This is a genomic window from Pseudomonas sp. PS02288, from assembly GCF_029959715.1.
In the GTDB taxonomy this organism is placed as follows: Bacteria; Pseudomonadota; Gammaproteobacteria; order Pseudomonadales; family Pseudomonadaceae; genus Pseudomonas_O; species Pseudomonas_O kuykendallii.
Genome location: NZ_JASCPA010000006.1, coordinates 64,203 through 90,252 on the forward strand (window position 1 = coordinate 64,203; position 26,050 = coordinate 90,252).

Sequence of the window (26,050 nt, forward strand, 5' to 3'; positions counted from 1 at the left end):
CGACAGGCCGTCGGCGCTGCGCGCATCGGGGTTCTGCTACTATCGCCCACCCACCCTGCCGACGACCCACCATGTCCTTTCGCCCACTGCCAGGTCGCACGCCCGCCGCGCTGTTGCGCGAGGCGAAACCGCTCAGAGCGCTGCTCGGCGCGGCGCTTCGTCTCGACCAGTTGCAGCGTCTGCTGGAAAGCCAGCTGCAGCCGGCGGCGCGCGAGCACTGCAAGGTGGCGAGCTGGCGCGAGGGCTGCCTGCTGCTGATCGTCACCGATGGCCACTGGGCGACGCGCCTGCGTTACCAGCAGCGCCGCCTGCAGCGCCAGTTGCAGACCTACGAGGCGTTCGCCGGGCTGACCCGCATCCTGTTCAAGGTGCAGCCACCGGCCAGCGTCACGCCACCACGGCGCAACAGCATGGTGCTGTCCACTGCCGCCGCCGAGAGCATCCAGGCGACTGCCGACAACGTCAGCGACCCGAACCTGCGCGCCGCCCTCGAACGCCTGGCCAGCCACGTTCAAACCAAGCGCTGAGCCCCGCGCAGGGATGAAAAAAACCGGGCACATGGCCCGGTTTTTTCGCTCGCCCGATGCGGCAACCTGCTCAGGATATCGCGTGCCGGAGCCCGCGCGAGAGCCTGAGCAGACGCTTAGAAGGACATGCGGTAGTACAGCGAGTACGCCTCCACACCATCGTTGGGCTGGCTGATGCCGGCGTTGGAATAGTGGATGGCGCGCACGCCGACGTCGTGTCCGCCCGCGAAGCGCAGGCCGGCGCCGATGCGGTCCTCGAACTGGAACGAGGAACCCAGGTCGTTGCTTTCCAGCTCGGTGCTGGCGAACGCGGCGACGCCGATACCGGCCTCCACATAGGGCTTCACCGTATCGCCGGCGAACTCGTAGACGAATACCGGGGCGAAGGAAAGGCTGTGGTTGCTGGCAGTATCGTCGCCTTCCCAGTAGGAGTAGGCGGCGTCCCAGTATCCGGTGAGGCGACCGACGTCGCTCTGGAACCAGCTTTTGCCGAAATCGAACTGGGTGCCCAGGCGGTAAACCATGGTCGAGTCCCCGGTCACACCGACCGACAAGGTGACGTCGGCCGCCTGCGCGGTCATGGCGTGCCCCATGGAGAGAGCCATAGCAGCCGCCAGGGAGAACATTTTCTTCATCAGGAACGTCCTTAAAAGGTCTTGGAAATTATTAGTTAGCACGGCGTATAAATACTCGCGACGCCGACAAGAATCCAGCGCCAAACGAGACTTCCTAGGCAAATGTTTCAACTTCGCTACGTTCGCCCCACAGCACGGGTAGCAACGCCTCCAGCCTCTCCGGGTCGCCGCTGGTGAAGAACCTGGCGCTCGCCGCCCCCTCGGCGCGGCGCAAGCCATGCTCGTCCAGCAGGTGCTCCAGTCGCCGCGCCACCGCCTCGCCGGTATCCACCAGCGCCACCGAAGGCGGCAGCAACTGCGCCAGCAGCGGGCGAAGGAAGGGATAGTGGGTGCAACCGAGGATCAGCGTGTCGCAGCCCTCGGCCAACAGCGGCTCGACGTAGCGCGACAACAGCGCGCGGGTCGCCTCGCCCTGCAATTCGCCGGCTTCGATCAGCTCGACGAGCCCCGGACAAGGCTGCGTGACGACCCGTACGTCGGTGGCGAAGCGGTCGAGCAGCGCGGCGAACTTGGCGCTCTTCAGCGTGCCACTGGTCGCCAGCACGCCGACCACGCCGCTGCGCGTCGCCCGTGCCGCCGGCTTGACCGCCGGTTCCATGCCGACGATGGGCAGATCGGGATAGCGCTCGCGCAGATCGGCCACCGCCGCCACGGTAGCCGTATTGCACGCCAGCACCAGGGCCTTGGCGCCGCGGGCGAGCAGGAACTCGCTGATCCGCCGGCTGCGCTCGCGGATGAACTCCGGACTCTTTTCGCCGTAGGGAACGTGGCCGCTGTCGGCGACGTAGAGCAACGACTCGGCGGGCAGGCGCGCGCGAATCTCGCGCAGCACGGAAATTCCGCCGACGCCGGAATCGAAGACCCCGACGGGCGCCACGTCAGTCATTTCGTCCTCCGCAGACCGGACATTCGGAGTCGCGACGCACCTTGAGTTCGCGAAAGCGACTGCCGAAGGAGTCGATCAGCAGCAGGCGACCCACCAGCGGCTCGCCGAAACCGGCCAGCAGCTTCAACGCCTCCAGCGCCTGCAGGCTGCCGACCACGCCGACCAGCGGGCCGACCACGCCGGCCTCGCTGCAGGTCAGCTCGGCTTCGCTACCGTGGCCATAGAGGCAGTGGTAGCAAGGGCTGTCGGCCTGGCGGGGATCGAACACCGAGAGCTGCCCCTCGAGACGGATCGCGGCGCCGCTGACCAGCGGCCTGGCGGTCGCCACGCAGGCGGCGTTGACCGCTTCGCGGGTGGCGAAATTGTCCGAGCAGTCCAGCACCAGATCAACCGCCGCCACGGCGTCGGCCAGGCAATCCGCGTCCAGCGCCGTACGGTGCGCGAACAGCCGCACCTCGGGATTGAGCGCATGCAAACGCGCCATCGCCGAATCGACCTTGGTCCGGCCGATACTGACGCTGTCGTGGGCGATCTGCCGTTGCAGGTTGGTCAGGTCCACGGTGTCGAAATCCGCCAGGTGCAGCTCGCCCACGCCGGCCGCGGCCAGGTACAGCGCCACCGGCGAGCCGAGCCCGCCGAGGCCGACGATCAGCGCGCGACTCTGCTTGAGGCGCAGTTGGCCGTCGACATCGATCTGCTTGAGCAGGATCTGCCGGCTGTAGCGCAGCAGTTCGTCGTCAGTGAGCATCGCGCAGACTCCCGTTCATGCCCATCGCCCCAGGCTGATGCGTTCGTGGCCGGCAAGGTCGCGGCGGCTGTGCACCTCGGCGAAGCCTGCAGCGCAGAGTAGCTGGCGCACCGCATCCGCCTGCGCGAAGCCGTGCTCGAGCAGCAGCCAGCCGCCCGGCTGCAGGTGCGCCGGCGCCTGCGCAACGATCAGGCGGATGTCGTCCAGCCCGTCGGGACCGGAGACCAGCGCGCTGGCCGGCTCGAAACGCACGTCGCCCTCGCCCAGGTGGCGATCGTCGGCGGCTATATAAGGTGGGTTGCTGACGATCAGTGCGAACCGCCGACCGGCCAGCGCGGAAAACCAGTGGCTCTCGGAGAAGGAGGCGTTGCCCAGTTTCAGACGCTGTCGATTGCGCTCGGCCAGCGCCACCGCCTCGGCGATGCGATCGACGCCGACCACAGACCAGACCGGCCGCTCGCTGGCCAGTGCCAGGGCGATGGCGCCGCTGCCGGTGCCGAGGTCGAGCACCTGCTGCGGCGTCGCCGGCAGCAGGGCGAGGCTGGTTTCCACCAGCAGTTCGGTGTCCGGGCGCGGGATCAGGGTGTCAGGCGCCACGTCCAGTTCCAGGCTCCAGAAGCCCTGGCGGCCGAGGATGTAGGCCACCGGCTCGCCGCCCCTGCGACGCGTCAGGTCGCGGGCAAAGCGCTCGAAGGCCGCGGCCTCGACCTCCTTCTCCGGCCAGGTACGCAAATGGCTGCGCGGCTTGCCCAGCGCGGCGGCGAGCAGCAGCTCGGCGTCCAGGCGCGCGCTCGGCGAGTCGGGCAGGTCGGCGTTGGCGAGCAGGGTCTGGATGGTCGGCATGTGTCCCTCGTGGCGTGGATCGCGCGGCGCCGATCCACCATACGGCGTCCCGTCAGTCGCCCAGCGCGGCCAGTTGATCGGCCTGGAATTCCAGCAGCAGCGGTTCGATGACCTGCTCGAGGGTGCCGGCGATGACTTCGTTGAGCGAGTACAGGGTCAGGTTGATGCGGTGATCGGTGACCCGGCCCTGGGGGAAATTATAGGTACGGATGCGCTCGGAGCGATCGCCGGAGCCGACCAACAGACGCCGGGTGTCGGAGATTTCCTTGTGCGCGGCGGCGTCCTGCTGGTCCTGCAGCTTGGCCGCCAGCCAGGCCATCGCCTTGGCGCGGTTCTTGTGCTGCGAGCGCTCCTCCTGGCATTCGACGACGATGCCCGACGGCAGGTGGGTGATGCGGATCGCCGAGTCGGTCTTGTTCACGTGCTGACCACCGGCGCCCGAGGAGCGGTAGGTGTCGACGCGCAGGTCGGCCGGGTTGATCTCGATGGCGGCCTGCTCGTCGGGCTCGGGCAACACCGCCACAGTGCATGCCGAGGTATGGATGCGCCCCTGCGATTCGGTCTCAGGAACGCGCTGCACGCGGTGCGCGCCGGACTCGAACTTGAGCTTGGCGAAAACGTTGTCGCCCTCGACGCGGGAAATCACCTCTTTATAGCCGCCATGCTCGCCGACGCTCTCGGAGAGAATCTCGACGCGCCAGCCCTGGCGTTCGGCGTAACGCGAATACATGCGGAACAGGTCGCCGGCAAAGATCGCCGCCTCGTCACCACCGGTGCCGGCGCGCACTTCGAGGAACACGTTGCGGCCGTCGTTCGGGTCACGCGGCAGCAGCATGCGTTGCAGGCGCTCTTCGAGGGCGACCAACCGCTCCTTGGCCGAGGCGACTTCCTCCTCGGCCATCTCGCGCAGGTCCGCGTCGCTGTCCTTGAGCAGCGCCTGCGCGCCCTCCAGGTCGTCCTGCACCTTGCGGAACTCGCGATAGGCCTGGACCACCGGCTCGACCTCGGCATATTCGCGGGAATAGGCGCGGAAGCGGGTCTGATCGGAAATCACTTCGGCGTCGCCGAGCAACGCGGTGAGCTCATCAAAGCGGTCGTGGAGGATGTCCAGCTTGTTCAGCAGCGAAGCTTTCATTGCGAGCTCTTGTTCGGCGCGCCCTCGTCGAGGGCGAAGAGTTCCTGGGCCACGGTCAGCGCGTCGATGCGCCCTTCGGCGGAGAGTTTCTTCAGTTGCACGCTGGGTGCGTGCAGCAGTTTGTTGGTCAGCCCGCGCGCCAGCTGTGCCAGCACCTCCTCGGCGCTGCCGCCGTTGGCCAGCAGCCGCTGGGCCTTGAGCAATTCCTCGTCGCGCAGCCGTTCGGCCTGCTGGCGATAGGCGCGCAGTACGTCCACCGCGGCCAGCTCGCGCAGGCGCAGCATGAAGTCGCCGGCGCCCGAGCTGACCAGATCCTCGGCGGCCATCGCCGCGCCCTGGCGGCTCTTGAGGTTCTCCGCGACCACTTCGTGAAGGTCGTCGACGGTGTACAGGTAAACGTCGTCCAGTTCGCCGACCTGGGCTTCGATATCCCGCGGGACGGCGATGTCGACCATGAACATCGGCTTGTGCTTGCGCAGGCGCAGGGCGTTTTCCACCGCGCCCTTGCCGAGGATCGGCAACTGGCTGGCGGTGGAGCTGATCACGATGTCGCTGTTGATCAGCTCCTGCGGAATCTCCGAAAGCAGCACCGCATGGGCGCCGAACTGCTCGGCGAGGACGCTGGCGCGCTCCAGCGTGCGGTTGGCGACGACGATGCGCTTGATGCCCTGCTCGTGCAGATGGCGGGCGACCAGGGTGATGGTCTCGCCCGCGCCGATCAGCAGCGCCTGGCTGCGGTTGAGGTCACTGAATATCTGCTTGGCCAGGCTCACTGCGGCGAAGGCCACGGACACCGGGTTCTCGCCAATAGCGGTATCGGTGCGCACGGTCTTGGCGGTACTGAAGGTGGCTTGGAACAGCCTGCCGAGCAGCGGCCCGACGGTGCCGGCCTCCCGCGCGACGGCGTAGGCGGACTTCATCTGGCCGAGGATCTGCGGCTCGCCGAGCACCATCGAGTCGAGCCCGGAGGCGACGCGCATCATGTGCCGCACCGCCTCGTCGTCAGTGTGCACGTAGGCGCAGGCGCGCAGTTCGTCGAGACTCAGGCGGTGATAGTTGGCCAGCCAGGCGAGCACCGCGTCGGCTTCGAGCTGGTCCTGTTCCAGGTACAGCTCGCTGCGGTTGCAGGTGGAGAGGATCGCGGCCTCGCGGCTCGGGGTGATCCGACACAGCTGCTGCAGGGCCTCGACCAGTTGCTCGGGCGTGAACGCCACGCGCTCGCGCACGTCCACCGAGGCGGTCTTGTGGTTGATACCAAGAGCGAGGAAGGCCATGCAGGGTCGCTAAGCAGATCGGAAGGCGCGCAATTGTCCTACTTCGCCCTGCGCGGGACAACCTCCTCCGATGGATTGGCTCGATAGACGCCCGCCAACCCGTGCGCCGACGCCGTGGCAGCGCGTGCCGGCCGTTCACCGGCGGCCATGGGCTTGCCTGGCAGCATGTGTCATGATGCCCCGACCGCAGGTTAGTCGCATTTTCCTCTATGAATAGATCCTTCGCGTTGCTGGCCGCCCTGGCTTTCATCGGTGGCTGCCAGTCCATGGCTCCAACCTCGACCGACAAACCGTCGACCGAGGGTACCCGCAGTCCTGCCGCCGCGCCGGCCAAGCCGCAGGTCTACGGCTCGTTCGACGAAGAGACCCTCTACTCGCTGCTGGTCGCCGAGTTGGCCGGGCAGCGCAATCGCTTCGACCTGGCACTGGGCAACTACGTGCAGCAGGCGAACGCGACCCAGGACCCGGCCGTTGCCGAGCGCGCCTTCCGCATCGCCGAATACCTGGGCGCCGAGCAGGCGGCCCTGGACAGCGCGATGATCTGGGCCACCAATGCCCCGGACAACCTCGACGCCCAGCGCGCCGCCGCCATCCAGCTCGCCCGCGCCGGCAACTACGACGAGTCCATGACGTACATGGAGAAAGTCCTGCAGGGCCAGGGCGACACCCATTTCGACTTCCTCGCGCTGTCCGCCGCGGAAACCGACCCCGACACCCGCGCCGGCCTGCTGCAGAGCTTCGAGCGCCTGCTGACCAAGTACCCGGCCAACGGCCAGCTGCTGTTCGGCAAGGCACTGCTGCTGCAACAGGACGGCCGCCCGCAGGAAGCCCTGCAACTGCTCGAGGACCAGCCGGCGACCACCGACGAAGTCGCCCCGCTGCTACTCCGCGTGCGCTTGCTGCAAAGCCTGAAACGTGGCGACGAAGCCGTGCCGCTGCTGGAAAAAGCCCTGCGCCAGCATCCGGACGACAAGCGCGTACGCCTCACCTACGCCCGTGTGCTGGTCGAAGAAGGGCGCATGGACGACGCCAAGCGCGAGTTCTCCGCCCTCGTCCAGCAATTCCCCGATGACGACGACCTGCGCTTCTCCCTGGCGCTGGTGAGCATGGAGGCCGGCGCCTGGCCGGAGGCCCGCAGCTACTTGCAGGAGCTGATCGAGCGCGGTAGCCATGTCGACGCCGCGCACTTCAACCTGGGCCGCGTCCTCGAGCAGCTCGGCGACAGCGACAGTGCGCTGGTCGAGTATTCGCTGGTCGGCCCGGGCAACGACTACCTGCCGGCACAGGTGCGCCAGGCGGAAATCCTCTTCGACCAGAAGCGCTATGACGAAGCCTCCGCACGCCTGGCCAAGGCACGCGACGAGCAACCGGACTACGCCATCCAGCTCTACCTGATCGAGTCCGAGTCACTGAGCAAACGGCAGTTGCAGGATCGCGCCTGGACGCTGATGCAGCAGGCACTGAAGCAGTATCCGGACGACTCCGACCTGCTCTACACCCGCGCCATGCTCGCGGAAAAGCGCAACGACCTGGCGCAACTGGAGAAGGACCTGCGGCTGATCATCCAGCGCGAGCCGGACAACGCCATGGCGCTCAACGCCCTGGGCTACACCCTCGCCGACCGCACCACGCGCTTCGAGGAAGCCCGCCAGTTGGTCGAGCAGGCGCACCAGCTCAACCCGCAGGACCCGGCGATCCTCGACAGCCTCGGCTGGGTGAATTACCGCATGGGCAACCTCGACGAGGCCGAGCGGCTGCTGCGCCAGGCGCTGCAGCAGTTCCCCGATCACGAAGTCGCCGCTCATCTGGGCGAGGTGCTGTGGGCGCAGGGCAAACAGAAAGAAGCGAAGAAAATCTGGTCCGATGCGCTGAAAGCCCAACCCGACAGCCCGTTGCTGCGCGAAACGCTGCAACGCCATTCCGGATCCGAGACGCCCTGACTTATGCCTGCCGTTCGTTTATTCCTGATCGCCAGCCTGATCGCCCTGCTCGCCGGCTGCGCCGGCCTGACCTCCCGCGAAGCCGTAGAAGGCAGCGGTGACGCCGCCACCTGGAAAGCCCACAAGGAACGCGTGACCCGCCTCGACGGCTGGCAGATCGACGGCAAGGTCGGCATTCGCGCACTGCGCCCGTCCGCTGGCAGCCAGAGCGGCAGCGGCACGCTGTTCTGGCTGCAACGCCAGGACTACTTCGACATCCGCCTGTCTGGCCCGCTCGGCCGCGGCGCCGCCCGCCTCACCGGACGCGAAGGCGCGGTGACGCTGGAAGTCGCCAACCAGGGTCGCTATCAGGCCGAGTCACCGGAAGCGCTGCTCGAACAGCAACTCGGCTGGCGCCTGCCGGTGTCCCACCTGCTCTGGTGGGTTCGCGGCCTGCCCGCCCCGGACAGCAAGAGCCGCGTGACCCTGGACGGCAACAGCCACCTGGCGCGCCTGGAACAGGACGGCTGGCAGGTGGAATACCTGAGCTACGCCGAACAGGACAGCTACGCATTACCGGAGCGGATCAAGCTGCACGGCAGCGACCTCGACGTCACCCTGGTGATCAAGGACTGGCAACCGCGCCAGCTCGGCCAGTGATGCACGACCGCCTGACCCTGCCCGCACCGGCGAAACTCAACCTGATGCTGCATATCCTTGGCCGCCGCGCCGACGGCTATCACGAGCTGCAGACGCTGTTCCAGTTCCTCGATTACGCCGACGAGCTGAGCTTGCGGGTTCGCGAGGACGGCGAGATCCATCTACATAGCGACATTCCCGGCGTCCCCCATGACAGCAACCTGATCGTGCGCGCCGCCCGCCAACTGCAGCGCGACAGCGGCACCTCGCTGGGCGCCGACATATGGCTGGAGAAACGCCTGCCGATGGGCGGCGGAATCGGCGGCGGCAGCTCCGATGCGGCCACCACCCTGCTCGGCCTTCACCACCTCTGGCGGCTCGACTGGAGCGTCGATCGCCTCGCGGCGCTGGGCCTGAGCCTGGGCGCGGACGTGCCGGTGTTCGTCCGCGGCCATGCGGCATTCGCCGAGGGCGTGGGCGAAGCGCTGACCCCGGTCGAGCTGGAAGAGCCCTGGTTTCTCGTCGCGATTCCGCAAGTCGCTATCAGCACAGCAGAAATTTTCAACGACCCGGAGTTGACACGAAATACTCCCGCCATTACAGTGCGCACCGTTCTCGAACAGGGCGGTCGTAATGACTGTCAGCCGGTTGTTGAGAAGCGTTACCCGGATGTTCGTAACGCTTTGATCTTGCTAAACAAATTTGTTTCGGCTAGATTAACAGGCACTGGTTGTTGCGTGTTTGGGTCCTTCCCAAGCAAAGCCGAAGCTGATAAAGTCGCGGCCCAACTTCCAGCCTCCCTGCCAGGATTTGTAGCGAAAGGCAGTAACGTTTCGATGTTGCAGCGCAAGCTTCAGAGCCTGTCCTGAGAAGCAGATACAGGGGCGTCGCCAAGCGGTAAGGCAGCAGGTTTTGATCCTGCCATGCGTTGGTTCGAATCCAGCCGCCCCTGCCATATTTTATGAAGCTGTTCAAGATCGCCGCTTCGGCAGCCAGATTTTGAACAGCTTTTTAATTCATCAGGTCCACCCTCAGCCGGCAGGTACTGCGCGTGTCCAAGATGATGGTCTTCACGGGGAATGCCAACCCCGATCTGGCGCGTCGCGTCGTACGTCAACTGCATATCCCCCTTGGTGACGCCTCCGTAGGCAAGTTCTCCGATGGCGAAATCAGTGCGGAAATCAACGAGAACGTTCGCGGTAAGGACGTCTTCCTGATCCAGCCGACTTGCGCTCCGACCAACGACAACCTGATGGAGCTGGTGGTGATGGCCGATGCCTTCCGCCGCTCCTCGGCTTCTCGTATCACCGCCGTGATCCCCTACTTCGGCTATGCCCGCCAGGATCGCCGCCCGCGTTCCGCCCGCGTGGCGATCAGCGCGAAAGTCGTGGCCGACATGCTGACCGTGGTGGGGGTCAACCGCGTCCTCACCGTCGACCTGCACGCCGACCAGATCCAGGGCTTCTTCGACATCCCCGTGGACAACATCTACGGCTCGCCGGTACTGGTCGACGACATCGAAGACCAGCGCTTCGAGAACCTGATGATCGTTTCCCCGGACATCGGCGGTGTCGTCCGCGCCCGTGCGGTCGCCAAGACCCTCGGCGTCGACCTGGCAATCATCGACAAGCGTCGGCCGAAAGCCAACCAGTCCGAAGTCATGCACATCATCGGCGATGTCGAAGGCCGCACCTGCGTGCTGGTCGACGACATGGTCGATACCGCCGGCACCCTCGGGCATGCCGCCAAGGCCCTCAAGGACCACGGCGCCGCCAAGGTCTACGCCTACTGCACCCACCCGGTGCTGTCCGGCCGCGCCATCGAGAACATCGAAAATTCCGTGCTCGACGAGCTGGTGGTGACCAACACCATCCCGCTGTCCGCCGCTGCACAGGCCTGCTCGCGTATCCGCCAACTGGATATCGCGCCGGTCGTGGCTGAAGCGGTTCGCCGCATCAGCAATGAAGAATCGATCAGTGCGATGTTCCGCTGAGGGCTCTCTGCCCACCGCGAACATTCACCGAACGAAATGTGCCCCGCCTCCGTGCGGGGCTTTTTGCCCAACCGCCCGAGCGCTGGTCGCAAGCGTCGCGGGCGGTTTGGTTTTATTGGAGAACTGCAATGACTGATTTCACTCTGAATGCCGAAGCGCGTTCCGACCTGGGGAAAGGTGCGAGCCGCCGCCTGCGTCGTAACGCCAGCCAGATTCCCGCGGTGATCTACGGTGGCGAGAAAGCGCCGCAATCGATCAGCCTGGTAGCCAAGGACCTGGCCAAACTGCTGGAAACCGAAGCCGCCTTCAGCCACGTCATCACCCTGACCATCGCTGGCGCCAAGGAAAGCGTTCTGATCAAGGCCCTGCAACGTCACCCGGCCAAGGGTTTCGTTCTGCACGCCGACTTCCTGCGCGTCGTTGCCGGCCAGAAACTGACCGCTCTGGTTCCGCTGCACTTCATGAACCAGGAAACCGCAGTTGGCGTGAAAACCGACGGTGGCGAAATCTCCCACACCCTGAGCGAAGTGGAAGTTTCCTGCCTGCCGAAAGACCTGCCGGAGTTCATCGAAGTCGACATGGCCAAGGTCGAAGTCGGCCAGATCGTTCACCTGTCCGACCTGAAACTGCCGAAAGGCGTCGAGCTGGTTGCTCTGGCCCACGGCAGCGATCTGCCGGTCGCCAACATCCACATGCCGCGCGTCCAGGCGGCTGAAGAAGGTGAAGGCGCAGGTGAAGGCGCAGCCGAATAAGGCTGAGTCCGCACCAAGCGAAGGGCTCCCGTCGTGACCGCCGTGCAACTGATCGTTGGCCTGGGTAATCCAGGCCCCGAATACGACCAGACCCGGCATAACGCGGGGGCCCTTTTCGTTGAGCGCCTGGCCGCCCAGAAAGGCGCCAGCCTCAGCGTCGATCGCAAGTATTTCGGCCTGGTGGGCAAATTCAGCCATCAGGGTCGCGACGTCCGTCTGCTGATCCCAACCACCTACATGAACCGCAGCGGCCAGGCCGTGGCGGCCTTGGCGAATTTCTTCCGGATAGCTCCGGACGCGATTCTGGTGGCGCACGACGAACTCGACATGCCTCCTGGCGTCGCCAAGCTCAAACAGGGCGGCGGCCACGGCGGCCACAACGGCCTGCGCGACATCATCGCCCAGCTCGGCAACCGCAACGATTTCCACCGGTTGCGCCTCGGTATCGGCCATCCTGGCCATGCCAGCCTGGTCTCCGGCTATGTCCTGGGTCGCGCCCCGCGCAGCGAACAGGAAATGCTCGATACCAGCATTGATTTCGCGCTCGGCGTCCTGCCCGATATCCTCGACGGCAACTGGACCCATGCCATGCAGCAGCTGCACAGCCAGAAGGCTTAACCTCCACTTCGCTCCGCGACCATTTCGCGAGGGACACACCATGGGATTCAACTGCGGCATCGTCGGCCTGCCCAACGTCGGCAAGTCCACCCTGTTCAACGCCCTCACCAAGTCCGGTATCGCCGCGGAGAACTTCCCGTTCTGCACCATCGAGCCGAACAGCGGCATCGTGCCGATGCCCGACGAACGCCTCGCCGCGCTGGCGGAGATCGTCAAGCCCGAACGCATCCTGCCCACCACGATGGAGTTCGTCGACATTGCCGGCCTGGTGGAAGGCGCCTCCAAGGGCGAAGGCCTGGGCAACAAGTTCCTCGCCAACATCCGCGAGACCGATGCCATCGCCCACGTGGTGCGCTGCTTCGACGACGACAACGTGATCCACGTGTCGAACTCGGTCGACCCCAAGCGCGACATCGAGATCATCGACCTGGAACTGATCTTCGCCGACCTCGACAGCTGCGAGAAACAGCTGCAGAAAGTGACCCGAAACGCCAAGGGCGGCGACAAGGACGCCGTGGCGCAGAAGGCGCTGCTGGAAAAGCTGATCCCGCACTTCACCGAAGGCAAGCCGGCTCGCACCCTGCTGCGCGGTCTGGGTGACGATGAGAAGGCACTGGTTCGCGGCTTCCACCTGCTCACCAGCAAGCCGGTGATGTACATCGCCAACGTCGCCGAGGACGGTTTCGAGAACAACCCGTATCTCGACGTGGTGAAGGCGATCGCCGACGCCGAGGGCGCCCTGGTGGTTCCGGTGTGCAACAAGATCGAGGCGGAAATCGCCGAACTCGACGACGGCGAGGAGAAGGACATGTTCCTCGAATCCCTCGGCCTCGAGGAGCCCGGCCTGAACCGCGTGATCCGCGCTGGCTACCAGATGCTCAATCTGCAGACCTATTTCACCGCCGGGGTGAAGGAAGTCCGCGCCTGGACCATCAAGGTTGGCGCCACTGCACCGCAGGCCGCCGCCGTGATCCACACCGACTTCGAGAAAGGCTTCATCCGCGCCGAAGTCATCGCCTACACCGACTTCATCCAGTACCGCGGTGAAGCCGGCGCCAAGGAAGCCGGGAAATGGCGCCTGGAAGGCAAGGAGTACATCGTCAAGGACGGCGACGTGATGCACTTCCGCTTCAACGTCTGAGCCTTGCTCGACGACGAAAACGCCCGGCCTCATGCCGGGCTTTTTTATGGAAGGCATTCGCCGCGTCTGGGCACCGATAGGTGCGGCCGATCACCAGGCCAGCGGCTGGTCGACCTTGCGCTGGTTCGGCGTCAGCAGGCCGAAATCGCTGCCCAAGCGCGACAGCGAGCTGCCCGGGACCAGTTCGCCCTTCACCAGGCCACGCGCGGTTTCCAGGTCGAGCTGGAACGACAGTTCGTGCTCGCCGCGGCGGACCAGGTCCAGACGCACCGGATATTCGTCTGCACAATCCAGGCGGAAGCGCGCCGCGCCCAGCGTCATCGGCGGAAAGGCTACCGCCGCATTGCTGGTCTGCAGTTCACCACTGGATGCGGTGCAGCCATCGGTATTGCCGCGCAGGCTCAGTTGCCCGCTGAAACGCCCCTGCAGCAGCCCCAGCTGGCCGTTCTGCGCCCACAGCAGATCGCCGCCGGAAACCTCCAGCCACCAGGCCGGCGGCCAGCCGCCCAGGCGCAGGTTCCACTCGCCCTGCCCCAGCGCGCCCAGCCGCAGGTCGACCTGGTCCGCGCCGGTCATCCGCCACGTCCACGGCCCGAGCGGCTGCCCGCGCCAATACAGACGATCGCCGGCGCCCTTGATCAGCGAACCGCTGACACCCTCGACGCGCATGTCGTCAGGCAGCACCCTAGGCAGCCACTGCGCCGCCGGCCAGAACAGCGCGGCCAGCACCAGCAGCAGGACGACCACCAGCACGCCGATCAACCCACGCAACAGACCCGAAACGCTCATGGCCGCACGCACCCTGCCCCGGCACCCCTCGACACGCAATGCGCCCCCAGCCATGGCCGGCAGACGACCGGCGCGCAGTGATAGGGACGGTGGGTGTAAAACGCGGGCATCGAAGACTCCTCATTCATGGCGAAACGCGCACTAAGTGCTGCGCCGGATAGCTAACAAGACAGCGCCACAGGGCAAAAACGCCAGCGAGACACCGAAAAAACCCTCCTCGCCCATGCCTCCGCAGATCATTTGCCCGCAACGGACGCAGCTGAACGCTAAGCGCTTGATAGCACTTCGAAAAAAACGCTCATGGGGTTGACAGCAAGGAGCTAGCTGAGAATAATGCGCGCCACTTGGCTACGTAGCTCAGCTGGTTAGAGCATAGCATTCATAATGCTGGGGTCCGGGGTTCAAGTCCCTGCGTAGCCACCATACAAATCAAAGGGTTAGCTTCGGCTAGCCCTTTGTCGTTTCTGGCACTGTCCCAGCAACGTCCCGATCCTGTCTCAGTAAAGCCAGCGGCGAAAGCGTCAGCGCCGTTGCGAAGTGGTCAGGTGCGAGGTGCGAGTAACGCATCGTCATTTTGATATCACCATGCCCAAGAATCCGTTGCAGGGTCAGGATGTTTCCCCCTTGCATCATGTAGTGGCTGGCAAACGTGTGTCGCAAGATATGAGTTAGTTGCCCTGGCGTATGCAGCCCGGTTCGCTCATAGGCTTTACGAAACGCAGAGCGGCACGACGAGAACAGCCGACCCGATCCAGGGTATCCGCGCTCAAGTATCAGGGCTTCCAGATCGGCAGGCACAGGCACCGACCTCCCCTTGCCATTCTTTGTCCGAGAGAAGCGAACCAAGCCGTTTACCAGCTCCGGCCGGGTGATTGACTCTGCCTCATCCCATCGCGCGCCTGTCGCCAAGCAAAGCTGGGCCACAGGTAACGTGTGGCTGTTGCTCGATGCAGAGCACTCAGCAAGCACCAGACTGCATTCGGGCAGCGTCAGGAAAGACCGCTCGGTCTCGTCGACCTTGAGCTGGCGAAGACCTGCAACAGGGTTAGGTTCGTTCCACACGCCAAGGCGGATTAGCTCGTTGAAAACGGACCTTAAATACCGATGCTCATGATTCACCGTTGAGGGTGCGCAGGTCTTTAGTCGTTCCATCCGGTAGCGGCCAAAGTCCAGGGACGTGAACGACGAGGCAACCGGATTCCCCAGCGCTTCGACTATGGCAAGAGTCCTAGGGAGACGATACGGGTCTTTCAATGTGCAGCCATGCAGCTCATGCCACACATGAACGAGGTCAGCCAGACGTTCGCCGGGGTCGCGGCCACGTCGGGAGTATTCCCGCTTGAGATCGGCTATCCAGCGCTCAGCCTCGGACTTGGTTCGAAAACCTTTGCGCCTCTTACGTATGCCGGCAGAACGGTCGAGCCAGAAATCGGCATCCCAACCGGTAGGGCCCTTGGAGATCATACGGCCCTACCCCATCGCACCGTTCGTTCGGCCAGAAGCTTCTGGACGTGCTTGTAGATATCGCGCTCAGTCTTTCCCTTGTCGGCGTAGTGATCTCGGATTACCGGCCAGCACTCCCATCCCTGGAGGCTGGCGAACGCCTTTTCCGCGCCGATCCGCTCCCTTGAAACCAGGCTGATGAAGTTGCCCAGGAACAGCTCGACGTTCTTGCCGCTGAAGCCCTTGGACGTCTTGAAGTGGCGTTTGTAGTAGGTCTGGCCCAGCAGCGATTCCACCGGCACGGAGACATGCACGTCGTGCCGCATCAAGGTCCAGAAGGCATCGAATACACCCTTGCTCGAGCACAGGCGGAACGACTCCAGACCGTACTGGAACAGCCCGTCGAGGTGGCCGGCGAGTTCGGCATAGGTGGAGCTTTCCAGCACACGGCCAGCGCATTCGGAGCCGTCAGCGAATTGCTGGACAATGGAGTGATGGAAGCGCAGTTCGATCCGCCAGACAGGCGCGTCAGGGTCGTAGTTCTGCGGGTCTTCGGCGTCGAATGGGTTGTCCAGGCTGGCCCAGGTGGTGCGCCAGTAGTCGAGCTTGTCGATGGCATACGCTTGCAGGGTTTTGTTGTAGATCGCCAGTTGGATGCCAGAGGCAGAACCGAACAGGAAGGATTGCCCACGACCGTAGCTGACGGCTTCGCCGTCGTAGTGAATCTCCTTGATGCCGGATAGATCCCGGCGCGTTCGGGCGCGGCACAGCAGGCGGTCGATCAGATCCGCGGGGGGCGTCCAGCCTTGCACGTCCAGGGCGAGATGGACGGCGCACTGATTGGGCTCGACAAACTCCAGGGCTTCGGTCGCAAAGCGATCCATCCACTCTTGCAGCACGGCCGGCGTGCAGGACTGGATAGCGTGCGGGCTCACTTCGATCTTCATGTGGGCGCCGATCACATCAATCTTCACGTTGAAGTTCTTCAGCAGCAGGACGAAGCCGAGGTCGGCGTTCTGCAGCTTGAATTGGTAGCCGGAGTCACGGCCAACGCGCCCGGCGTGCCACTGGTGACCGGCAAACTCGACGAGGCCCGGTTCTTCGACCAGGGCGAGTACATCGGGACGGATGCGGCCCCGGTAAAGCTGGCGAACGGTATCGACGCGACAGCCCAACAGCCGAACCCTGGAGAGATCGGTCATGGCGGAGGATTTAGGATCAACGAACAAGCGACCTTCGCGGGTTTCCTTAGCGGTCATGCAATCCAGGCGAAGCTGATCAATAGCCTTTTTCACGAAACACCCCACATTGAAATCAAATGACACTTTCAAAAGCTATTTATAAGACGTGCTACAGGGACGTCCCGCGGCGCGGCGAGTCGCGCGCCGCTTCGCTCTGGACCGAGCCACTCCGCTGCGCGCTCCCGCCGCTCGCCGCCGTCGCAGGTTCGCGTCCTTCGTGCCTCAGGACGTGAATCCGCGACGGCCGCGCGCACCATTCGGTTTCAATACGGATAGCCAGGTCAGGGAACACATCGGGCAGGTCGCGCGGGCAGGCGTGCTCCTGGATGAATCCCGGCAGGGAGAACGGCGCGCCGGGCGGCAGGCTGGCGGCCCAGGCTTTCCAGAGGCCAAGAGCGATCAGCAGCAGCGGCAGGAAGACGGTTTCGAGGACGAGAGGGGCGGGGCGCCGCGCGCCGGCAGGAGGGAACAACACCAAGGGCGCTGCCCTTGTCATCCCGCTCTTGCCGCCGAGGGCTCGGGAGCGCGGGGCGGTGAAGCTACCCCACACTCCCGCTGATAGGCTGTTCATGAACGTGCAGGGTCAAGGGTGCGCTGCGCCCGCGCTTCCGTTCGACGGAACGATGGAGCCGTTCCGACGAGCCGGGAGCGCGGCCCCTGACCCAGACCGATTAGGGAGGGCGATGCGGCCCAGTACGTTGCCGGAACCCTGCCGGTCGCGGTGCCGCATCACCCTGATGGTGCGAATGTCCGAAAAAAACACTTCGTTCGGGTACTTGTCATCGCCATTCATGCTCAGCGTCATGAAGTACGCATGTTCATAGACGCCGCTAAGAGGTAGCACCACGCCGACAATATGGAAACACCGCCAATAGCCGACTGGCTCCTCATCCCAAGCCAGCTCGACAAGAGCGGTTTGGCCAACATAGCTAAAAGCCTCGCCGGTATTGAGGGTTACGCCGTAGCTACTCATGGCTGTAATCCCCCTCGGAGAATGTCTCCTTGCCGTTGAGCAAGTCGGCGCGCAGCTTGCCCACATCAACCATGCGAAAGTCGGCCATGGTCACGCTGGGCAAGGTGCCGTTGTCGATCCACTCAACAACCTCATCCACCGGGATACCACTGGCAGAGGCGAAGGTGACGATGCTGCACAGGTCGCCAATACCCCTGCCGAGCGGAACGACATTACCCCCGGTTTTTAGCTGCTTCTGATCCCCCTTCGCCTTATTCATCTGTGTAATCCCCTTGAGCGAAAACCGTCTTGCCTTTTGCGAGGTCGGTTCGGATTTGTGCCAAATTGACCACGCGCGGGCGGCCCATCTTCACACTGGGAATGGTGTTGGTTTGAAGCCAGGAGATGACCGTATCAACAGAAACCCCCATCATGGCTGCGAAGGTTTCCTTGCTGCACATGAGGGCGTTTCGGCAATCGAGGTAGACCACCCGCTTGCCGTCCAAGTCGAAGCTAACGTCGAAAGGTGGTTCGTTCAGATGCTGCGTACTCATCGCCTATCCCTGCCTCTGAAATGCTCATTAACTGTGGTTAAAAGGGATTTCGAAGCAGTACACTCAGTAACCGCTTAAAAATCACTAAGTACTCATTACTCAGTGAGAGCAAGAATACTGTGTACTTTTTACTGAGTACATACTACTGAGTAGAATATTTAGGCATGATAAAAGATCGCCTTATAAGCCTTTTCGATAAAACCCGGACTAGCGTTTGGTTTGAAAAACAGACGGGGATCAATCGCTACCGTTGGGGGAATATCCGGACCGGAAAGGCTCGGTTGAGCGACGCAGAAATCGAAGCCGTCGTCGAGGCCTTCCCGCAATACGCGTTGTGGTTAGTCACGGGTAAGGTTGCGCCGGAGTGCGGGCAAGTCTCTCCTGCGTATGAAGAGGCCAACCTAAAATTGGAAGAACAAGAAGCGGGCAGCAGATAACAGCAGAAGTGGCCCGGCGATGGTTTAGTCGAATTCCTTGACATGGAAAAAACAATGATTCAAGACCCAAAAGTCATGGGCGCAGTGTCTCGCATCATGCAGCGCTCAGAGCGGCAAACTGATACCGATAAGTTGATAAGTACTTATGTGGATGTGGGCTTATTACCACAGCTTAATAATAATAATCATCAAATATTTTATGGTCGCCGTGGGACTGGAAAAACCCACGTAATGAAGGTTTTGGAAAGTTCTTTTAAGGAAAGAGAAAGAACTTCAGTGCTGTACGTAGACTGCAGGATGCTAGGTAGTACATCACAATTTGCAGACAGAACACTCCCCATCGGCAGGCGATGCATTGCACTGTTTAGGGATTATTTGCTTCTGATTAGTGGGGCTTTGCTTGAGTATATTATTGAGAATCCAAGCGACTCAGCCGAGGAAGCTTTAAAGGCTCTTGATGACTTTAATGCCGTTGTTACTGATCCTGTTGTTAGAAAATTTGCTCAAAGCGTTTCAGAGACCGAGAGAGTCAAGCAAGAACGAGGGGCAGAATTTTCGCTGCTGGGGAACTTAGGGGCTGAGGGTATACATGGGGAGGGTGGGCTTAAAACAAACTTTGGAGATGAGAATGAATCTACAATGCAGGTTGAGTACGCTGTAGACAGTCAAGACAAGATTGTTTTCCCTGATCTGCATCGATCCTTAACGAAAGTTCTTGAATTGGCAAAAGGACAGCTTGTCATCCTCATAGATGAATGGTCTTCGCTACCTTCGGATGTGCAGCCTTATCTGGCTGAATTCATCAAGAAGGGAGTGCTTCCCATTAGTGAGGCAACTGTAAAAATATCTGCCCTTGAATACCGGTGTAGATTTAGTGAAGTAGTAGGTTGTGACTTGATCGGGTTTGAATTAGGGGCTGATATTGCGACAGCGCCTGATCTTGATGATTATTTTGTATATGACAGAAATCCAGAGTTTATTGCTAGAACATACGCAAATGTTCTCTATAAGCACATGAATGTTGAACTGGATACGGGATACCTTGAAGTTAGCCATGGTGTCACCTGTGGCGATACTTTGATGAATCATCTTTTTACGGGTTATGAAACTTTTGTTGAGCTAAGTCGTTCATGTGAAGGGGTTGTTAGGGATCTTATCAATATTTTTACTAAGGCTTTCTTCGACGCGCAACGGAGAGGACGGGCCAGTATTGATAGGGTTTCAGTTCTGGAAAGCGCGAGGCAGTGGTTTGAGCAAGATAAAGCCCAGTATCTCGGGGATGACCTGCAAAATGCTTTAAGAGCTATGGTTGATGAAGTTATCGGCCAGAGGAAGGCTAGGTCTTTCTTACTGCCGAGAGAGCTGGAAAGGCACCCCATAGTTCAGCGACTTTTTGATGCTCGTGTGATTCATCACATGCAACGGGGATACGCTGACAAAGATAACCCAGGGGCAAGATATAATATATATACGATAGATTACGGAACTTACGTTGATTTGATAGGAACATCTAAGCAGCCCCAGCTTGATTTGCTAGATGAGCCTGCGGAGATCGATATAGTTGTTCCTTTTGATGACAAAAGGAGTATTCGTAGAATCATTCTTCGACAAGATGTGTTAGATAGATATCTATAGTGGACCTGCAGTTTGCAGGTGTCCCAAAAACAAATCGAACCGGCCTTTAACGGCAGATAATGGAGCGGTAGAGACACCTAAACGCCCGTCTTTACAGGCTTCCGGCTTTTACCGAGGGATGTGGCGCTTTTTCATAATGCTGGGGTCCGGGGTTCAAGTCCCTGCGTAGCCACCATACACATCAAGGGCTTACCGAAAGGTAGGCCCTTTTTGTTTTGGGGTGGCGACTACCGGCTGTCCAGGCTCATGCGAAACTTCTCCCGGATGGATGCCATTGGGTTGCCATGGCGCGCCCCCTCGGGGTAGTCAACGATTTGGACGTTCCGCGACCCTGAATCAGGCCACACGCAGCGAATCCGCCATTGATCGTCGATCCGGCTGCGCGCAGGTCTAACCCGCTTCCCGACGGGAATCGCACGTCTCTCGATGCGCTGGATTGAAGCTGGCTTCTTGAGCCATTTATTTGCCCTCCTCCCAGCGCGGCCGGCAGCCGGCCAGTTAGCACGCAGATACCTATGGCTGTTGAGCGATCTTCGGCATCGGATAAGCGCTGCAAAATCGCTTTACCGACGTCCGCCCGAAACGTAGGGTCCCTCTCGGATGGTTTCCCTATCGGGTGAGCGGTGAACACGGGGATGCATTTCGCCCAGGATCGGCAGGCAGAAGCCGGCCCGGAACAGGCACTCGACAGGCCCGCGCCTCCGTTCAGGCAGCCGGACAACAGACTCGCAGGAAGCAGCCACCTTGGAATTGAGACAACTGCGCTATTTCGTGAAGATCGTCGAGCTTGGCAGCCTGGGGCGTGCGGCGCTTGAGCTGGAGGTTGGCGTGTCGGCCCTCAGCCAGCAGGTTTTCAAGCTGGAAAGCGAACTCTGCACCCGTCTGCTGAACAGGACCTCCACCGGCGTCACGCCCACCAGCGCCGGGTTCGCGTTTCTGCACCATGCCCAACTCACGCTGCGCCAGGCTGAAAACGCGATCATGGCGGCCCATCGCGGGCGAATGAGCGGTTATGTCAGTGTCGGCCTGCCACCGACCACCGCGACGGTGCTCGCCTTGCCGTTGATCAACGCCATGCGCGCGCGTTATCCGGACATCCAGCTGCATATGGTGGAGATGCTCTCCGGCCACCTGGCGGCGCAGCTCAACGCACGGCAAATCGACCTCGCCATCCTCTTCCATCTCGACGGGGGAAAACGCTGGAGCGTGACGCCACTGCTGGACGAAAAGCTGTTCGTCATCGCTTCGCCCGAGCTGCCTCAGGCGCCGGCGGGTGACAGCGTGCAGTTGGCCGAGTTGGGCGGCCTGCCGCTGGTGATGCCCAGCGCCCAGCATGGATTGCGCTCGGCATTGATGAGCGCGTTCGAGCGGGTCGGACTGACGCCGAATGTCATCATGGAGGTCGACGGCCTCGCCGTGTTGATGAACGCCGTTCGGGCCGGTCACGCGGCGACCATACAACCGGGCGCGGCCGCTGCACTGAAAGACGGGTCCGGACTCTCGCTGATCCGGATTGCCGATCCGCATGTGGGCCGGCGCAACCTCCTGGCGACGCTGGCCGATGATGAACTCTCGCCGGCGGCGCTGGCCGCGCGGCTGGTCATACTCGACGTGGCGCGGCAGCTGGTCGTCGACAAGCAATGGCCTGGCGCTACCTGGCTGGAGGGAGTCGAAGCGTAACCCTCTTCACGCGTAGAGGACATTCCCTGCCGACAAGCCTTTAGAAAAACTAAACACCCCGCGTCAAAAGCCGCCTTTCGACCCCCTTAGTCCCCGCCCTATCGTTCACCCCGCTCGCAAGGAGCACTCGTTTCCGCCTCCTTGCACATCGAGGAACGGTAATGATCGACGTCTTAGTCATAGGGGGTGGCAACGCTGCCTTGTGCGCCGCTCTGATGGCGCGAGAAACAGGCGCCAGCGTAATGCTGCTGGAGGCTTCTCCGAAAATCTGGCGTGGAGGCAACTCCCAGCACACCCGCAACCTGCGCTGCATGCACGACGAACCGCAGGACGTGCTGGTCGATGCCTACCCGGAAGAGGAGTACTGGCAGGACCTGTTGAAGGTCACCGGCGGCCTCACCGATGAAAAGCTCGCCCGCATTGCCATCCGGGCGTCATCCTCCTGTCGCGACTGGATGCGCTCACACGGCGTGCACTTCCAGCCGCCGCTGTCCGGCGCGCTGCACGTGGCGCGGACCAATGCCTTCTTCATGGGTGGCGGCAAGGCGCTGGTCAATGCGTACTTCCGCAGCGCCGAGCGCCTGGGGGTAAAGATTCGCTACAGCGTGCCTGTGACCGACATCGAGCTGGATGACGGCAGGTTCGTCGCCGCCCATGTGGGCGAACGTGAGGTCGACGGTCAGCGCTTCCCGGCGGAACGCATCGAAGCCCGCGCCTGCGTGCTGGCGGCCGGCGGCTTCGAGTCCAACCGTGAATGGCTGCGCGAAGCCTGGGGCCAGAACGAACGCGGCGAATGGCCGTCGGACAACTTCCTGATCCGCGGCACCCGATTCAATACCGGCATCCTCCTGCGCCGCATGCTCGACCTCGGCGCCGATGTGATCGGCGATCCTACGCAAGCGCACATGGTCGCGATCGATGCCCGCGCGCCCCTCTACGACGGCGGCATCTGCACCCGAATCGACTGCGTATCCCTGGGTGTGGTGGTCAATCGCGACGGCGAGCGCTTCTACGACGAGGGTGAGGATTTCTGGCCGAAGCGCTACGCGATCTGGGGGCGTCTGGTGGCCGGGCAGCCCGGTCAGCAGGCGTACTCGATCATCGACCAGCAGGCCATCGGCCGCTTCATGCCGCCGGTGTTTCCCGGAACCACCGCCAACACCCTGCACGACCTCGCCCGCCTGCTGAAGCTGCCGCAGGAGCGATTCGTCAAGACCGTCGAGGACTACAACGCCGCCTGCCGCATCGGCACCTTCGATCACACGGCGCTGGACGACTGCCACACCCAGGGCCTGCTGCCCGCCAAGACCCACTGGGCGCGGCCACTGGTGAAACCGCCGTTCTACGCCTACCCACTCAAACCGGGCGTCACCTTCACCTACCTCGGCCTCGCCACCGACGAAACCGCCGCCGTGCACTTCAACGGCAAGGCGAGCCCCAACCTGTTCGTCGCGGGAGAAATGATGGCCGGCAACGTCCTCGGCAAGGGCTACACCGCCGGCATCGGCATGGCCATCGGCACCGCGTTCGGCCGCATCGCCGGCGTGCAGGCGGCCGCTTCGGCCGGCTGTGGCATTTCATCTGCACACACGGAGCCTCGCCATGCAGCTGTTTGATCCACACATGTCGGGCGGTCTGATCCCGTTGCTGAATCTAGACGAACGTGAAGTCCAGCGGCAGATGACCATCTGCAATGCCTGCCGCTACTGCGAAGGCTTTTGCGCGGTGTTTCCGGCGATGACCCGTCGCCTGGAGTTCGCCCAGGCAGACATTCATTACCTGGCGAACCTGTGCCACAACTGCGGTGCGTGCCTGCACGCCTGCCAATACGCCGCCCCCCACGAGTTCGACGTCAACGTACCCAAGGCCATGGCCAAGGTGCGCCTGGACACCTACGCCGAATACGCCTGGCCGCGGGCGATGGGTAAGCTGTACAAGCGCAACGGCCTGACCCTGGCGCTGGCGTCCGGCGCAGGACTGGCGCTGTTCCTGTGCCTGACCCTGATGCTCATGGGCAACCTGTTCACGGTCGTTCCCGGCGGCGACTTCTATCGGATTTTCCCGCACAACACCCTGGCGCTCATGTTCGGCTCGGTGTTCGGCTTCGCGGTACTCGCACTGACGCTGGGTGTGCGGCGCTTCTGGCGCAACGTTTCACCGCCGGCGGCGCCAGTGCCGCTGAAAACCTCCGCGGCTCTTGAAGCCACGGCCAACGTCGCGACGCTGAAGTACTTGGATGGCGGCCACGGCGAAGGCTGCAACAACGCCGACGATCGCTTCACCTTGTGGCGCCGCCGGTTCCACCACCTGACCTTCTACGGCTTCATGCTGTGCTTCGCCGCCACCGGTGTCGCCACGCTCTTCCACTACCTGCTGAAGTGGCCGGCGCCTTACCCGATCTTCAGCGTGCCGGTGATGTTAGGTATCGCCGGCGGCATCGGCCTGCTGATCGGTCCGGCGGGTCTCCTCTGGCTGAACCTGCGCCGCGACCCCGCGCACGGCGACGAGAAGCAAAAACCCATGGATCGCGGCTTCATCGCACTGCTGTTTCTGGTCAGCGCAAGCGGCCTGGCGCTACTCGCCCTGCGCGACACCAGCGCCCTGGGCGCGATGCTCGCCCTCCATCTCGGCCTGGTCATGGCGTTTTTCCTGACCATGCCCTACAGCAAGTTCGCCCACGGCATCTTCCGCAGCGCAGCGCTGCTCAAGCACGCCATCGAAAAGCGTCAACCCAACCCGATCAACGCCGCAAGCGACTGACGGTCAAGGCACTCATTTCAAAAACAATAGTGAGCAACGGTAGCCATGATGAAAACGACAACGGCAACAACCCCGTCCCGCGGGTCCAAACTGGGCGCCATCCTGCGGGTCACCAGCGGCAACTTTCTCGAGCAGTTCGACTTCTTCCTGTTCGGCTTCTACGCCACCTACATCTCCCAGACCTTCTTTCCTGCCACCAGCGAGTTCGCCTCGCTGATGATGACCTTCGCGGTCTTCGGTTCCGGATTCCTGATGCGTCCGCTGGGCGCCATCGTGCTGGGGGCGTACATCGACGAAGTGGGCCGGCGCAAGGGGCTGATCGTGACGCTCTCGATCATGGCCAGCGGGACCGTACTGATCGCCCTGGTGCCGGGCTATGCCAGCATCGGCGTGGCCGCGCCGATCCTGGTGCTGTTGGGCAGGCTGCTGCAGGGCTTTTCCGCCGGCGCGGAACTGGGCGGCGTCTCCGTGTACCTGGCGGAAATTTCCACGCTCGGTCGCACCGGCTTCTATACCAGTTGGCAATCGGCCAGCCAGCAGGTGGCCATAGTCGTCGCGGCGGCCTTGGGTTACACCCTCAACGCTACGATGCAAACCACCGAAATCGCCGCCTGGGGCTGGCGTATTCCGTTCTTCATCGGCTGCCTGATCATCCCCTTCATCTTCATCATTCGCCGTTCGCTGGAAGAAACCGCGGCCTTCAAAGCCCGTAGCCATCGTCCCACCACGCGCGAAGTCTTCCGCTCGATGCGGGACAACTGGAGCACCGTGTTGGCCGGCGGCCTGCTGGCCTCCATGACCACCACCACCTTCTACCTGATCACGGTCTACACCCCGACCTTTGGCAGGACCGTGCTGAATCTGAGCGCGACCGACAGCCTGATGGTCACGCTGCTGGTCGGCGTCAGCAACTTCATCTGGCTGCCCATCGGCGGCACCCTCTCCGACCGCCTCGGCCGCCGTCCACTGCTGCTGGCGATATCGCTGCTGTGCATCTTCACCGCCTACCCCGCCATGCACTGGCTGGCGGAGGCGGCGAGTTTCGAACGGCTGCTCGCCGTCCTTTTGTACTTCTCGTTCTTCTTCGGCATCTACAACGGCGCGATGGTCGCCGCGCTCACCGAGGTCATGCCGCAGAACGTGCGGGTAGTCGGGTTTTCATTGGCGTTCAGCCTGGCCACCGCGGTGTTCGGCGGTTTCACCCCGGCGATCTCGACGCTGCTCGTCCAGGCGACGGGCGACAAGGCGTCCCCGGCCTGCTGGCTGATGTTCGCGGCGATGTGCGGGTTCACGGCGACGACGATTCTGTATCGTCGGCAAAAAGCGCTGGCGGTCGGGGCCGTCTAGTTGTCCGGCCGCCTGTCGCCAGCCGGACAGGCGTGAACCGAGGTCCACCCGGACAGATGCAGGGCTTGCCGAAAGGCAGGCCCTTTTCGTTGGGGCGTTGCC

General features: G+C 62.7%; 27 protein-coding genes and 2 tRNA genes. 16 read left to right on the forward strand and 13 right to left on the reverse strand.

Features of this window, described 5'->3' with window-relative positions; translation table 11 throughout:
• The first annotated feature begins 71 nt into the window (after positions 1–71).
• Positions 72–527: a DciA family protein gene (locus QMX85_RS04585; RefSeq protein WP_273233579.1), complete on the forward strand. Its 456-nt coding sequence runs from the start codon at positions 72–74 to the stop codon at positions 525–527.
• 116 nt (positions 528–643) lie between these two features.
• Here the strand turns inward: QMX85_RS04585 and QMX85_RS04590 are convergent, their stop codons facing one another.
• The 6 genes from QMX85_RS04590 to hemA all read right to left on the reverse strand — a co-directional run bounded on the left by QMX85_RS04590 (position 644) and on the right by hemA (position 6,048).
• Entirely contained in the window at positions 644–1,162 is a 519-nt protein-coding gene (locus QMX85_RS04590; protein ID WP_282339017.1) for an acyloxyacyl hydrolase, read from the reverse strand.
• 94 nt (positions 1,163–1,256) lie between these two features.
• Positions 1,257–2,048 (reverse strand): glutamate racemase, encoded by a 792-nt coding sequence (gene murI, locus QMX85_RS04595; protein WP_282339018.1) that lies wholly within the window; start codon positions 2,046–2,048, stop codon positions 1,257–1,259.
• Positions 2,041–2,796, reverse strand: coding sequence for a molybdopterin-synthase adenylyltransferase MoeB (locus tag QMX85_RS04600; protein ID WP_282339019.1), 756 nt, complete (start codon positions 2,794–2,796; stop codon positions 2,041–2,043). The genes murI and QMX85_RS04600 overlap by 8 nt, the downstream gene beginning before the upstream one ends.
• Positions 2,797–2,811: 15 nt before the next feature.
• Complete coding sequence (prmC, locus tag QMX85_RS04605) at positions 2,812–3,639, reverse strand: peptide chain release factor N(5)-glutamine methyltransferase (protein ID WP_282339020.1); 828 nt, start codon at positions 3,637–3,639, stop codon at positions 2,812–2,814.
• 52 nt (positions 3,640–3,691) lie between these two features.
• Positions 3,692–4,774, reverse strand: coding sequence for a peptide chain release factor 1 (gene prfA, locus QMX85_RS04610; protein WP_090228893.1), 1,083 nt, complete (start codon positions 4,772–4,774; stop codon positions 3,692–3,694).
• On the reverse strand, positions 4,771–6,048 hold the full coding sequence (hemA, locus tag QMX85_RS04615; RefSeq protein ID WP_090228895.1) for a glutamyl-tRNA reductase: 1,278 nt from the start codon (positions 6,046–6,048) through the stop codon (positions 4,771–4,773). Before hemA ends, prfA begins: the two co-directional genes overlap by 4 nt.
• Positions 6,049–6,257: 209 nt before the next feature.
• Between hemA and QMX85_RS04620 the strand changes: the two genes are divergently transcribed.
• The 8 genes from QMX85_RS04620 to ychF all read left to right on the forward strand — a co-directional run bounded on the left by QMX85_RS04620 (position 6,258) and on the right by ychF (position 13,110).
• A complete protein-coding gene (locus QMX85_RS04620; protein WP_282339021.1) occupies positions 6,258–7,988 on the forward strand; it encodes a tetratricopeptide repeat protein in 1,731 nt (576 codons plus the stop codon).
• Between the two features lie 3 nt (positions 7,989–7,991).
• Positions 7,992–8,627, forward strand: coding sequence for a lipoprotein insertase outer membrane protein LolB (gene lolB / locus QMX85_RS04625; RefSeq protein ID WP_282339022.1), 636 nt, complete (start codon positions 7,992–7,994; stop codon positions 8,625–8,627).
• Positions 8,627–9,475 carry a 4-(cytidine 5'-diphospho)-2-C-methyl-D-erythritol kinase gene (gene ispE / locus QMX85_RS04630; RefSeq protein WP_282339023.1) on the forward strand — a complete coding sequence of 283 codons (849 nt, stop codon included), beginning with the start codon at positions 8,627–8,629 and terminating at the stop codon, positions 9,473–9,475. The genes lolB and ispE overlap by 1 nt, the downstream gene beginning before the upstream one ends.
• Before the next feature lie 11 nt (positions 9,476–9,486).
• Positions 9,487–9,561 (forward strand) — tRNA-Gln (locus QMX85_RS04635).
• A gap of 96 nt (positions 9,562–9,657) precedes the next feature.
• A complete protein-coding gene (locus QMX85_RS04640) occupies positions 9,658–10,599 on the forward strand; it encodes a ribose-phosphate pyrophosphokinase (protein ID WP_090228905.1) in 942 nt (313 codons plus the stop codon).
• Positions 10,600–10,727: 128 nt separating this feature from the next.
• Positions 10,728–11,351 carry a 50S ribosomal protein L25/general stress protein Ctc gene (locus QMX85_RS04645; RefSeq protein ID WP_282339024.1) on the forward strand — a complete coding sequence of 208 codons (624 nt, stop codon included), beginning with the start codon at positions 10,728–10,730 and terminating at the stop codon, positions 11,349–11,351.
• Positions 11,352–11,384: 33 nt separating this feature from the next.
• Positions 11,385–11,969: an aminoacyl-tRNA hydrolase gene (gene pth, locus QMX85_RS04650; protein ID WP_282339025.1), complete on the forward strand. Its 585-nt coding sequence runs from the start codon at positions 11,385–11,387 to the stop codon at positions 11,967–11,969.
• Between the two features lie 40 nt (positions 11,970–12,009).
• A complete protein-coding gene (gene ychF, locus QMX85_RS04655) occupies positions 12,010–13,110 on the forward strand; it encodes a redox-regulated ATPase YchF (protein WP_282339026.1) in 1,101 nt (366 codons plus the stop codon).
• A gap of 90 nt (positions 13,111–13,200) precedes the next feature.
• Here ychF and QMX85_RS04660 read toward each other — a convergent pair whose 3' ends face one another.
• Entirely contained in the window at positions 13,201–13,899 is a 699-nt protein-coding gene (locus QMX85_RS04660; protein WP_282339027.1) for a hypothetical protein, read from the reverse strand.
• 346 nt (positions 13,900–14,245) lie between these two features.
• Between QMX85_RS04660 and QMX85_RS04665 the strand changes: the two genes are divergently transcribed.
• Positions 14,246–14,322, forward strand: a tRNA-Met gene (locus tag QMX85_RS04665).
• 24 nt (positions 14,323–14,346) lie between these two features.
• Here the strand turns inward: QMX85_RS04665 and QMX85_RS04670 are convergent.
• The 6 genes from QMX85_RS04670 to QMX85_RS04695 form a co-directional block, all read right to left on the reverse strand.
• Positions 14,347–15,363, reverse strand: a complete 1,017-nt coding sequence (locus QMX85_RS04670) for a tyrosine-type recombinase/integrase (protein WP_282339028.1) — start codon at positions 15,361–15,363, stop codon at positions 14,347–14,349.
• Positions 15,360–16,601, reverse strand: a complete 1,242-nt coding sequence (locus QMX85_RS04675) for a hypothetical protein (RefSeq protein ID WP_282339056.1) — start codon at positions 16,599–16,601, stop codon at positions 15,360–15,362. Before QMX85_RS04675 ends, QMX85_RS04670 begins: the two co-directional genes overlap by 4 nt.
• 91 nt (positions 16,602–16,692) lie before the next feature.
• Complete coding sequence (locus QMX85_RS04680) at positions 16,693–17,058, reverse strand: hypothetical protein (protein WP_282339057.1); 366 nt, start codon at positions 17,056–17,058, stop codon at positions 16,693–16,695.
• 108 nt (positions 17,059–17,166) lie between these two features.
• Positions 17,167–17,556, reverse strand: a complete 390-nt coding sequence (locus QMX85_RS04685) for a hypothetical protein (RefSeq protein WP_282339029.1) — start codon at positions 17,554–17,556, stop codon at positions 17,167–17,169.
• On the reverse strand, positions 17,549–17,815 hold the full coding sequence (locus QMX85_RS04690) for a hypothetical protein (RefSeq protein ID WP_282339030.1): 267 nt from the start codon (positions 17,813–17,815) through the stop codon (positions 17,549–17,551). The genes QMX85_RS04685 and QMX85_RS04690 overlap by 8 nt, the downstream gene beginning before the upstream one ends.
• Positions 17,808–18,089, reverse strand: coding sequence for a DNA-binding protein (locus tag QMX85_RS04695; protein WP_282339059.1), 282 nt, complete (start codon positions 18,087–18,089; stop codon positions 17,808–17,810). The genes QMX85_RS04690 and QMX85_RS04695 overlap by 8 nt, the downstream gene beginning before the upstream one ends.
• A gap of 164 nt (positions 18,090–18,253) precedes the next feature.
• On the opposite strand from QMX85_RS04695, the gene QMX85_RS04700 reads away from it, so the two are divergent.
• From QMX85_RS04700 to QMX85_RS04725, 6 genes are all read left to right on the forward strand, one after another.
• On the forward strand, positions 18,254–18,526 hold the full coding sequence (locus QMX85_RS04700) for a DNA-binding protein (protein ID WP_282339031.1): 273 nt from the start codon (positions 18,254–18,256) through the stop codon (positions 18,524–18,526).
• Positions 18,527–18,580: 54 nt separating this feature from the next.
• Positions 18,581–20,161 carry a hypothetical protein gene (locus QMX85_RS04705; RefSeq protein WP_282339032.1) on the forward strand — a complete coding sequence of 527 codons (1,581 nt, stop codon included), beginning with the start codon at positions 18,581–18,583 and terminating at the stop codon, positions 20,159–20,161.
• A gap of 744 nt (positions 20,162–20,905) precedes the next feature.
• On the forward strand, positions 20,906–21,841 hold the full coding sequence (locus QMX85_RS04710) for a LysR substrate-binding domain-containing protein (protein ID WP_282339033.1): 936 nt from the start codon (positions 20,906–20,908) through the stop codon (positions 21,839–21,841).
• A 161-nt stretch (positions 21,842–22,002) separates the two neighbouring features.
• Positions 22,003–23,457 carry an FAD-dependent tricarballylate dehydrogenase TcuA gene (gene tcuA / locus QMX85_RS04715; protein ID WP_282339034.1) on the forward strand — a complete coding sequence of 485 codons (1,455 nt, stop codon included), beginning with the start codon at positions 22,003–22,005 and terminating at the stop codon, positions 23,455–23,457.
• On the forward strand, positions 23,444–24,601 hold the full coding sequence (gene tcuB, locus QMX85_RS04720) for a tricarballylate utilization 4Fe-4S protein TcuB (RefSeq protein WP_282339036.1): 1,158 nt from the start codon (positions 23,444–23,446) through the stop codon (positions 24,599–24,601). The genes tcuA and tcuB overlap by 14 nt, the downstream gene beginning before the upstream one ends.
• Positions 24,602–24,646: 45 nt before the next feature.
• Positions 24,647–25,948: an MFS transporter gene (locus tag QMX85_RS04725; RefSeq protein WP_282339038.1), complete on the forward strand. Its 1,302-nt coding sequence runs from the start codon at positions 24,647–24,649 to the stop codon at positions 25,946–25,948.
• The last annotated feature ends 102 nt before the right edge of the window (positions 25,949–26,050 follow it).

What these genes read in the sequence shown, in the direction of transcription:
- QMX85_RS04585 (WP_273233579.1), top strand. Translation starts at nt 72, where the DNA reads ATGTCCTTTCGCCCACTGCCAGGTCGCACGCCCGCCGCGCTGTTGCGC.
- QMX85_RS04590 (WP_282339017.1), bottom strand. Translation starts at nt 1,162, where the DNA reads ATGAAGAAAATGTTCTCCCTGGCGGCTGCTATGGCTCTCTCCATGGGG.
- murI (WP_282339018.1), bottom strand. Translation starts at nt 2,048, where the DNA reads ATGACTGACGTGGCGCCCGTCGGGGTCTTCGATTCCGGCGTCGGCGGA.
- QMX85_RS04600 (WP_282339019.1), bottom strand. Translation starts at nt 2,796, where the DNA reads ATGCTCACTGACGACGAACTGCTGCGCTACAGCCGGCAGATCCTGCTC.
- prmC (WP_282339020.1), bottom strand. Translation starts at nt 3,639, where the DNA reads ATGCCGACCATCCAGACCCTGCTCGCCAACGCCGACCTGCCCGACTCG.
- prfA (WP_090228893.1), bottom strand. Translation starts at nt 4,774, where the DNA reads ATGAAAGCTTCGCTGCTGAACAAGCTGGACATCCTCCACGACCGCTTT.
- hemA (WP_090228895.1), bottom strand. Translation starts at nt 6,048, where the DNA reads ATGGCCTTCCTCGCTCTTGGTATCAACCACAAGACCGCCTCGGTGGAC.
- QMX85_RS04620 (WP_282339021.1), top strand. Translation starts at nt 6,258, where the DNA reads ATGAATAGATCCTTCGCGTTGCTGGCCGCCCTGGCTTTCATCGGTGGC.
- lolB (WP_282339022.1), top strand. Translation starts at nt 7,992, where the DNA reads ATGCCTGCCGTTCGTTTATTCCTGATCGCCAGCCTGATCGCCCTGCTC.
- ispE (WP_282339023.1), top strand. Translation starts at nt 8,627, where the DNA reads ATGCACGACCGCCTGACCCTGCCCGCACCGGCGAAACTCAACCTGATG.
- QMX85_RS04645 (WP_282339024.1), top strand. Translation starts at nt 10,728, where the DNA reads ATGACTGATTTCACTCTGAATGCCGAAGCGCGTTCCGACCTGGGGAAA.
- ychF (WP_282339026.1), top strand. Translation starts at nt 12,010, where the DNA reads ATGGGATTCAACTGCGGCATCGTCGGCCTGCCCAACGTCGGCAAGTCC.
- QMX85_RS04660 (WP_282339027.1), bottom strand. Translation starts at nt 13,899, where the DNA reads ATGAGCGTTTCGGGTCTGTTGCGTGGGTTGATCGGCGTGCTGGTGGTC.
- QMX85_RS04670 (WP_282339028.1), bottom strand. Translation starts at nt 15,363, where the DNA reads ATGATCTCCAAGGGCCCTACCGGTTGGGATGCCGATTTCTGGCTCGAC.
- QMX85_RS04675 (WP_282339056.1), bottom strand. Translation starts at nt 16,601, where the DNA reads ATGACCGCTAAGGAAACCCGCGAAGGTCGCTTGTTCGTTGATCCTAAA.
- QMX85_RS04685 (WP_282339029.1), bottom strand. Translation starts at nt 17,556, where the DNA reads ATGAGTAGCTACGGCGTAACCCTCAATACCGGCGAGGCTTTTAGCTAT.
- QMX85_RS04690 (WP_282339030.1), bottom strand. Translation starts at nt 17,815, where the DNA reads ATGAATAAGGCGAAGGGGGATCAGAAGCAGCTAAAAACCGGGGGTAAT.
- QMX85_RS04695 (WP_282339059.1), bottom strand. Translation starts at nt 18,089, where the DNA reads ATGAGTACGCAGCATCTGAACGAACCACCTTTCGACGTTAGCTTCGAC.
- QMX85_RS04700 (WP_282339031.1), top strand. Translation starts at nt 18,254, where the DNA reads ATGATAAAAGATCGCCTTATAAGCCTTTTCGATAAAACCCGGACTAGC.
- QMX85_RS04705 (WP_282339032.1), top strand. Translation starts at nt 18,581, where the DNA reads ATGATTCAAGACCCAAAAGTCATGGGCGCAGTGTCTCGCATCATGCAG.
- tcuA (WP_282339034.1), top strand. Translation starts at nt 22,003, where the DNA reads ATGATCGACGTCTTAGTCATAGGGGGTGGCAACGCTGCCTTGTGCGCC.
- tcuB (WP_282339036.1), top strand. Translation starts at nt 23,444, where the DNA reads ATGCAGCTGTTTGATCCACACATGTCGGGCGGTCTGATCCCGTTGCTG.
- QMX85_RS04725 (WP_282339038.1), top strand. Translation starts at nt 24,647, where the DNA reads ATGATGAAAACGACAACGGCAACAACCCCGTCCCGCGGGTCCAAACTG.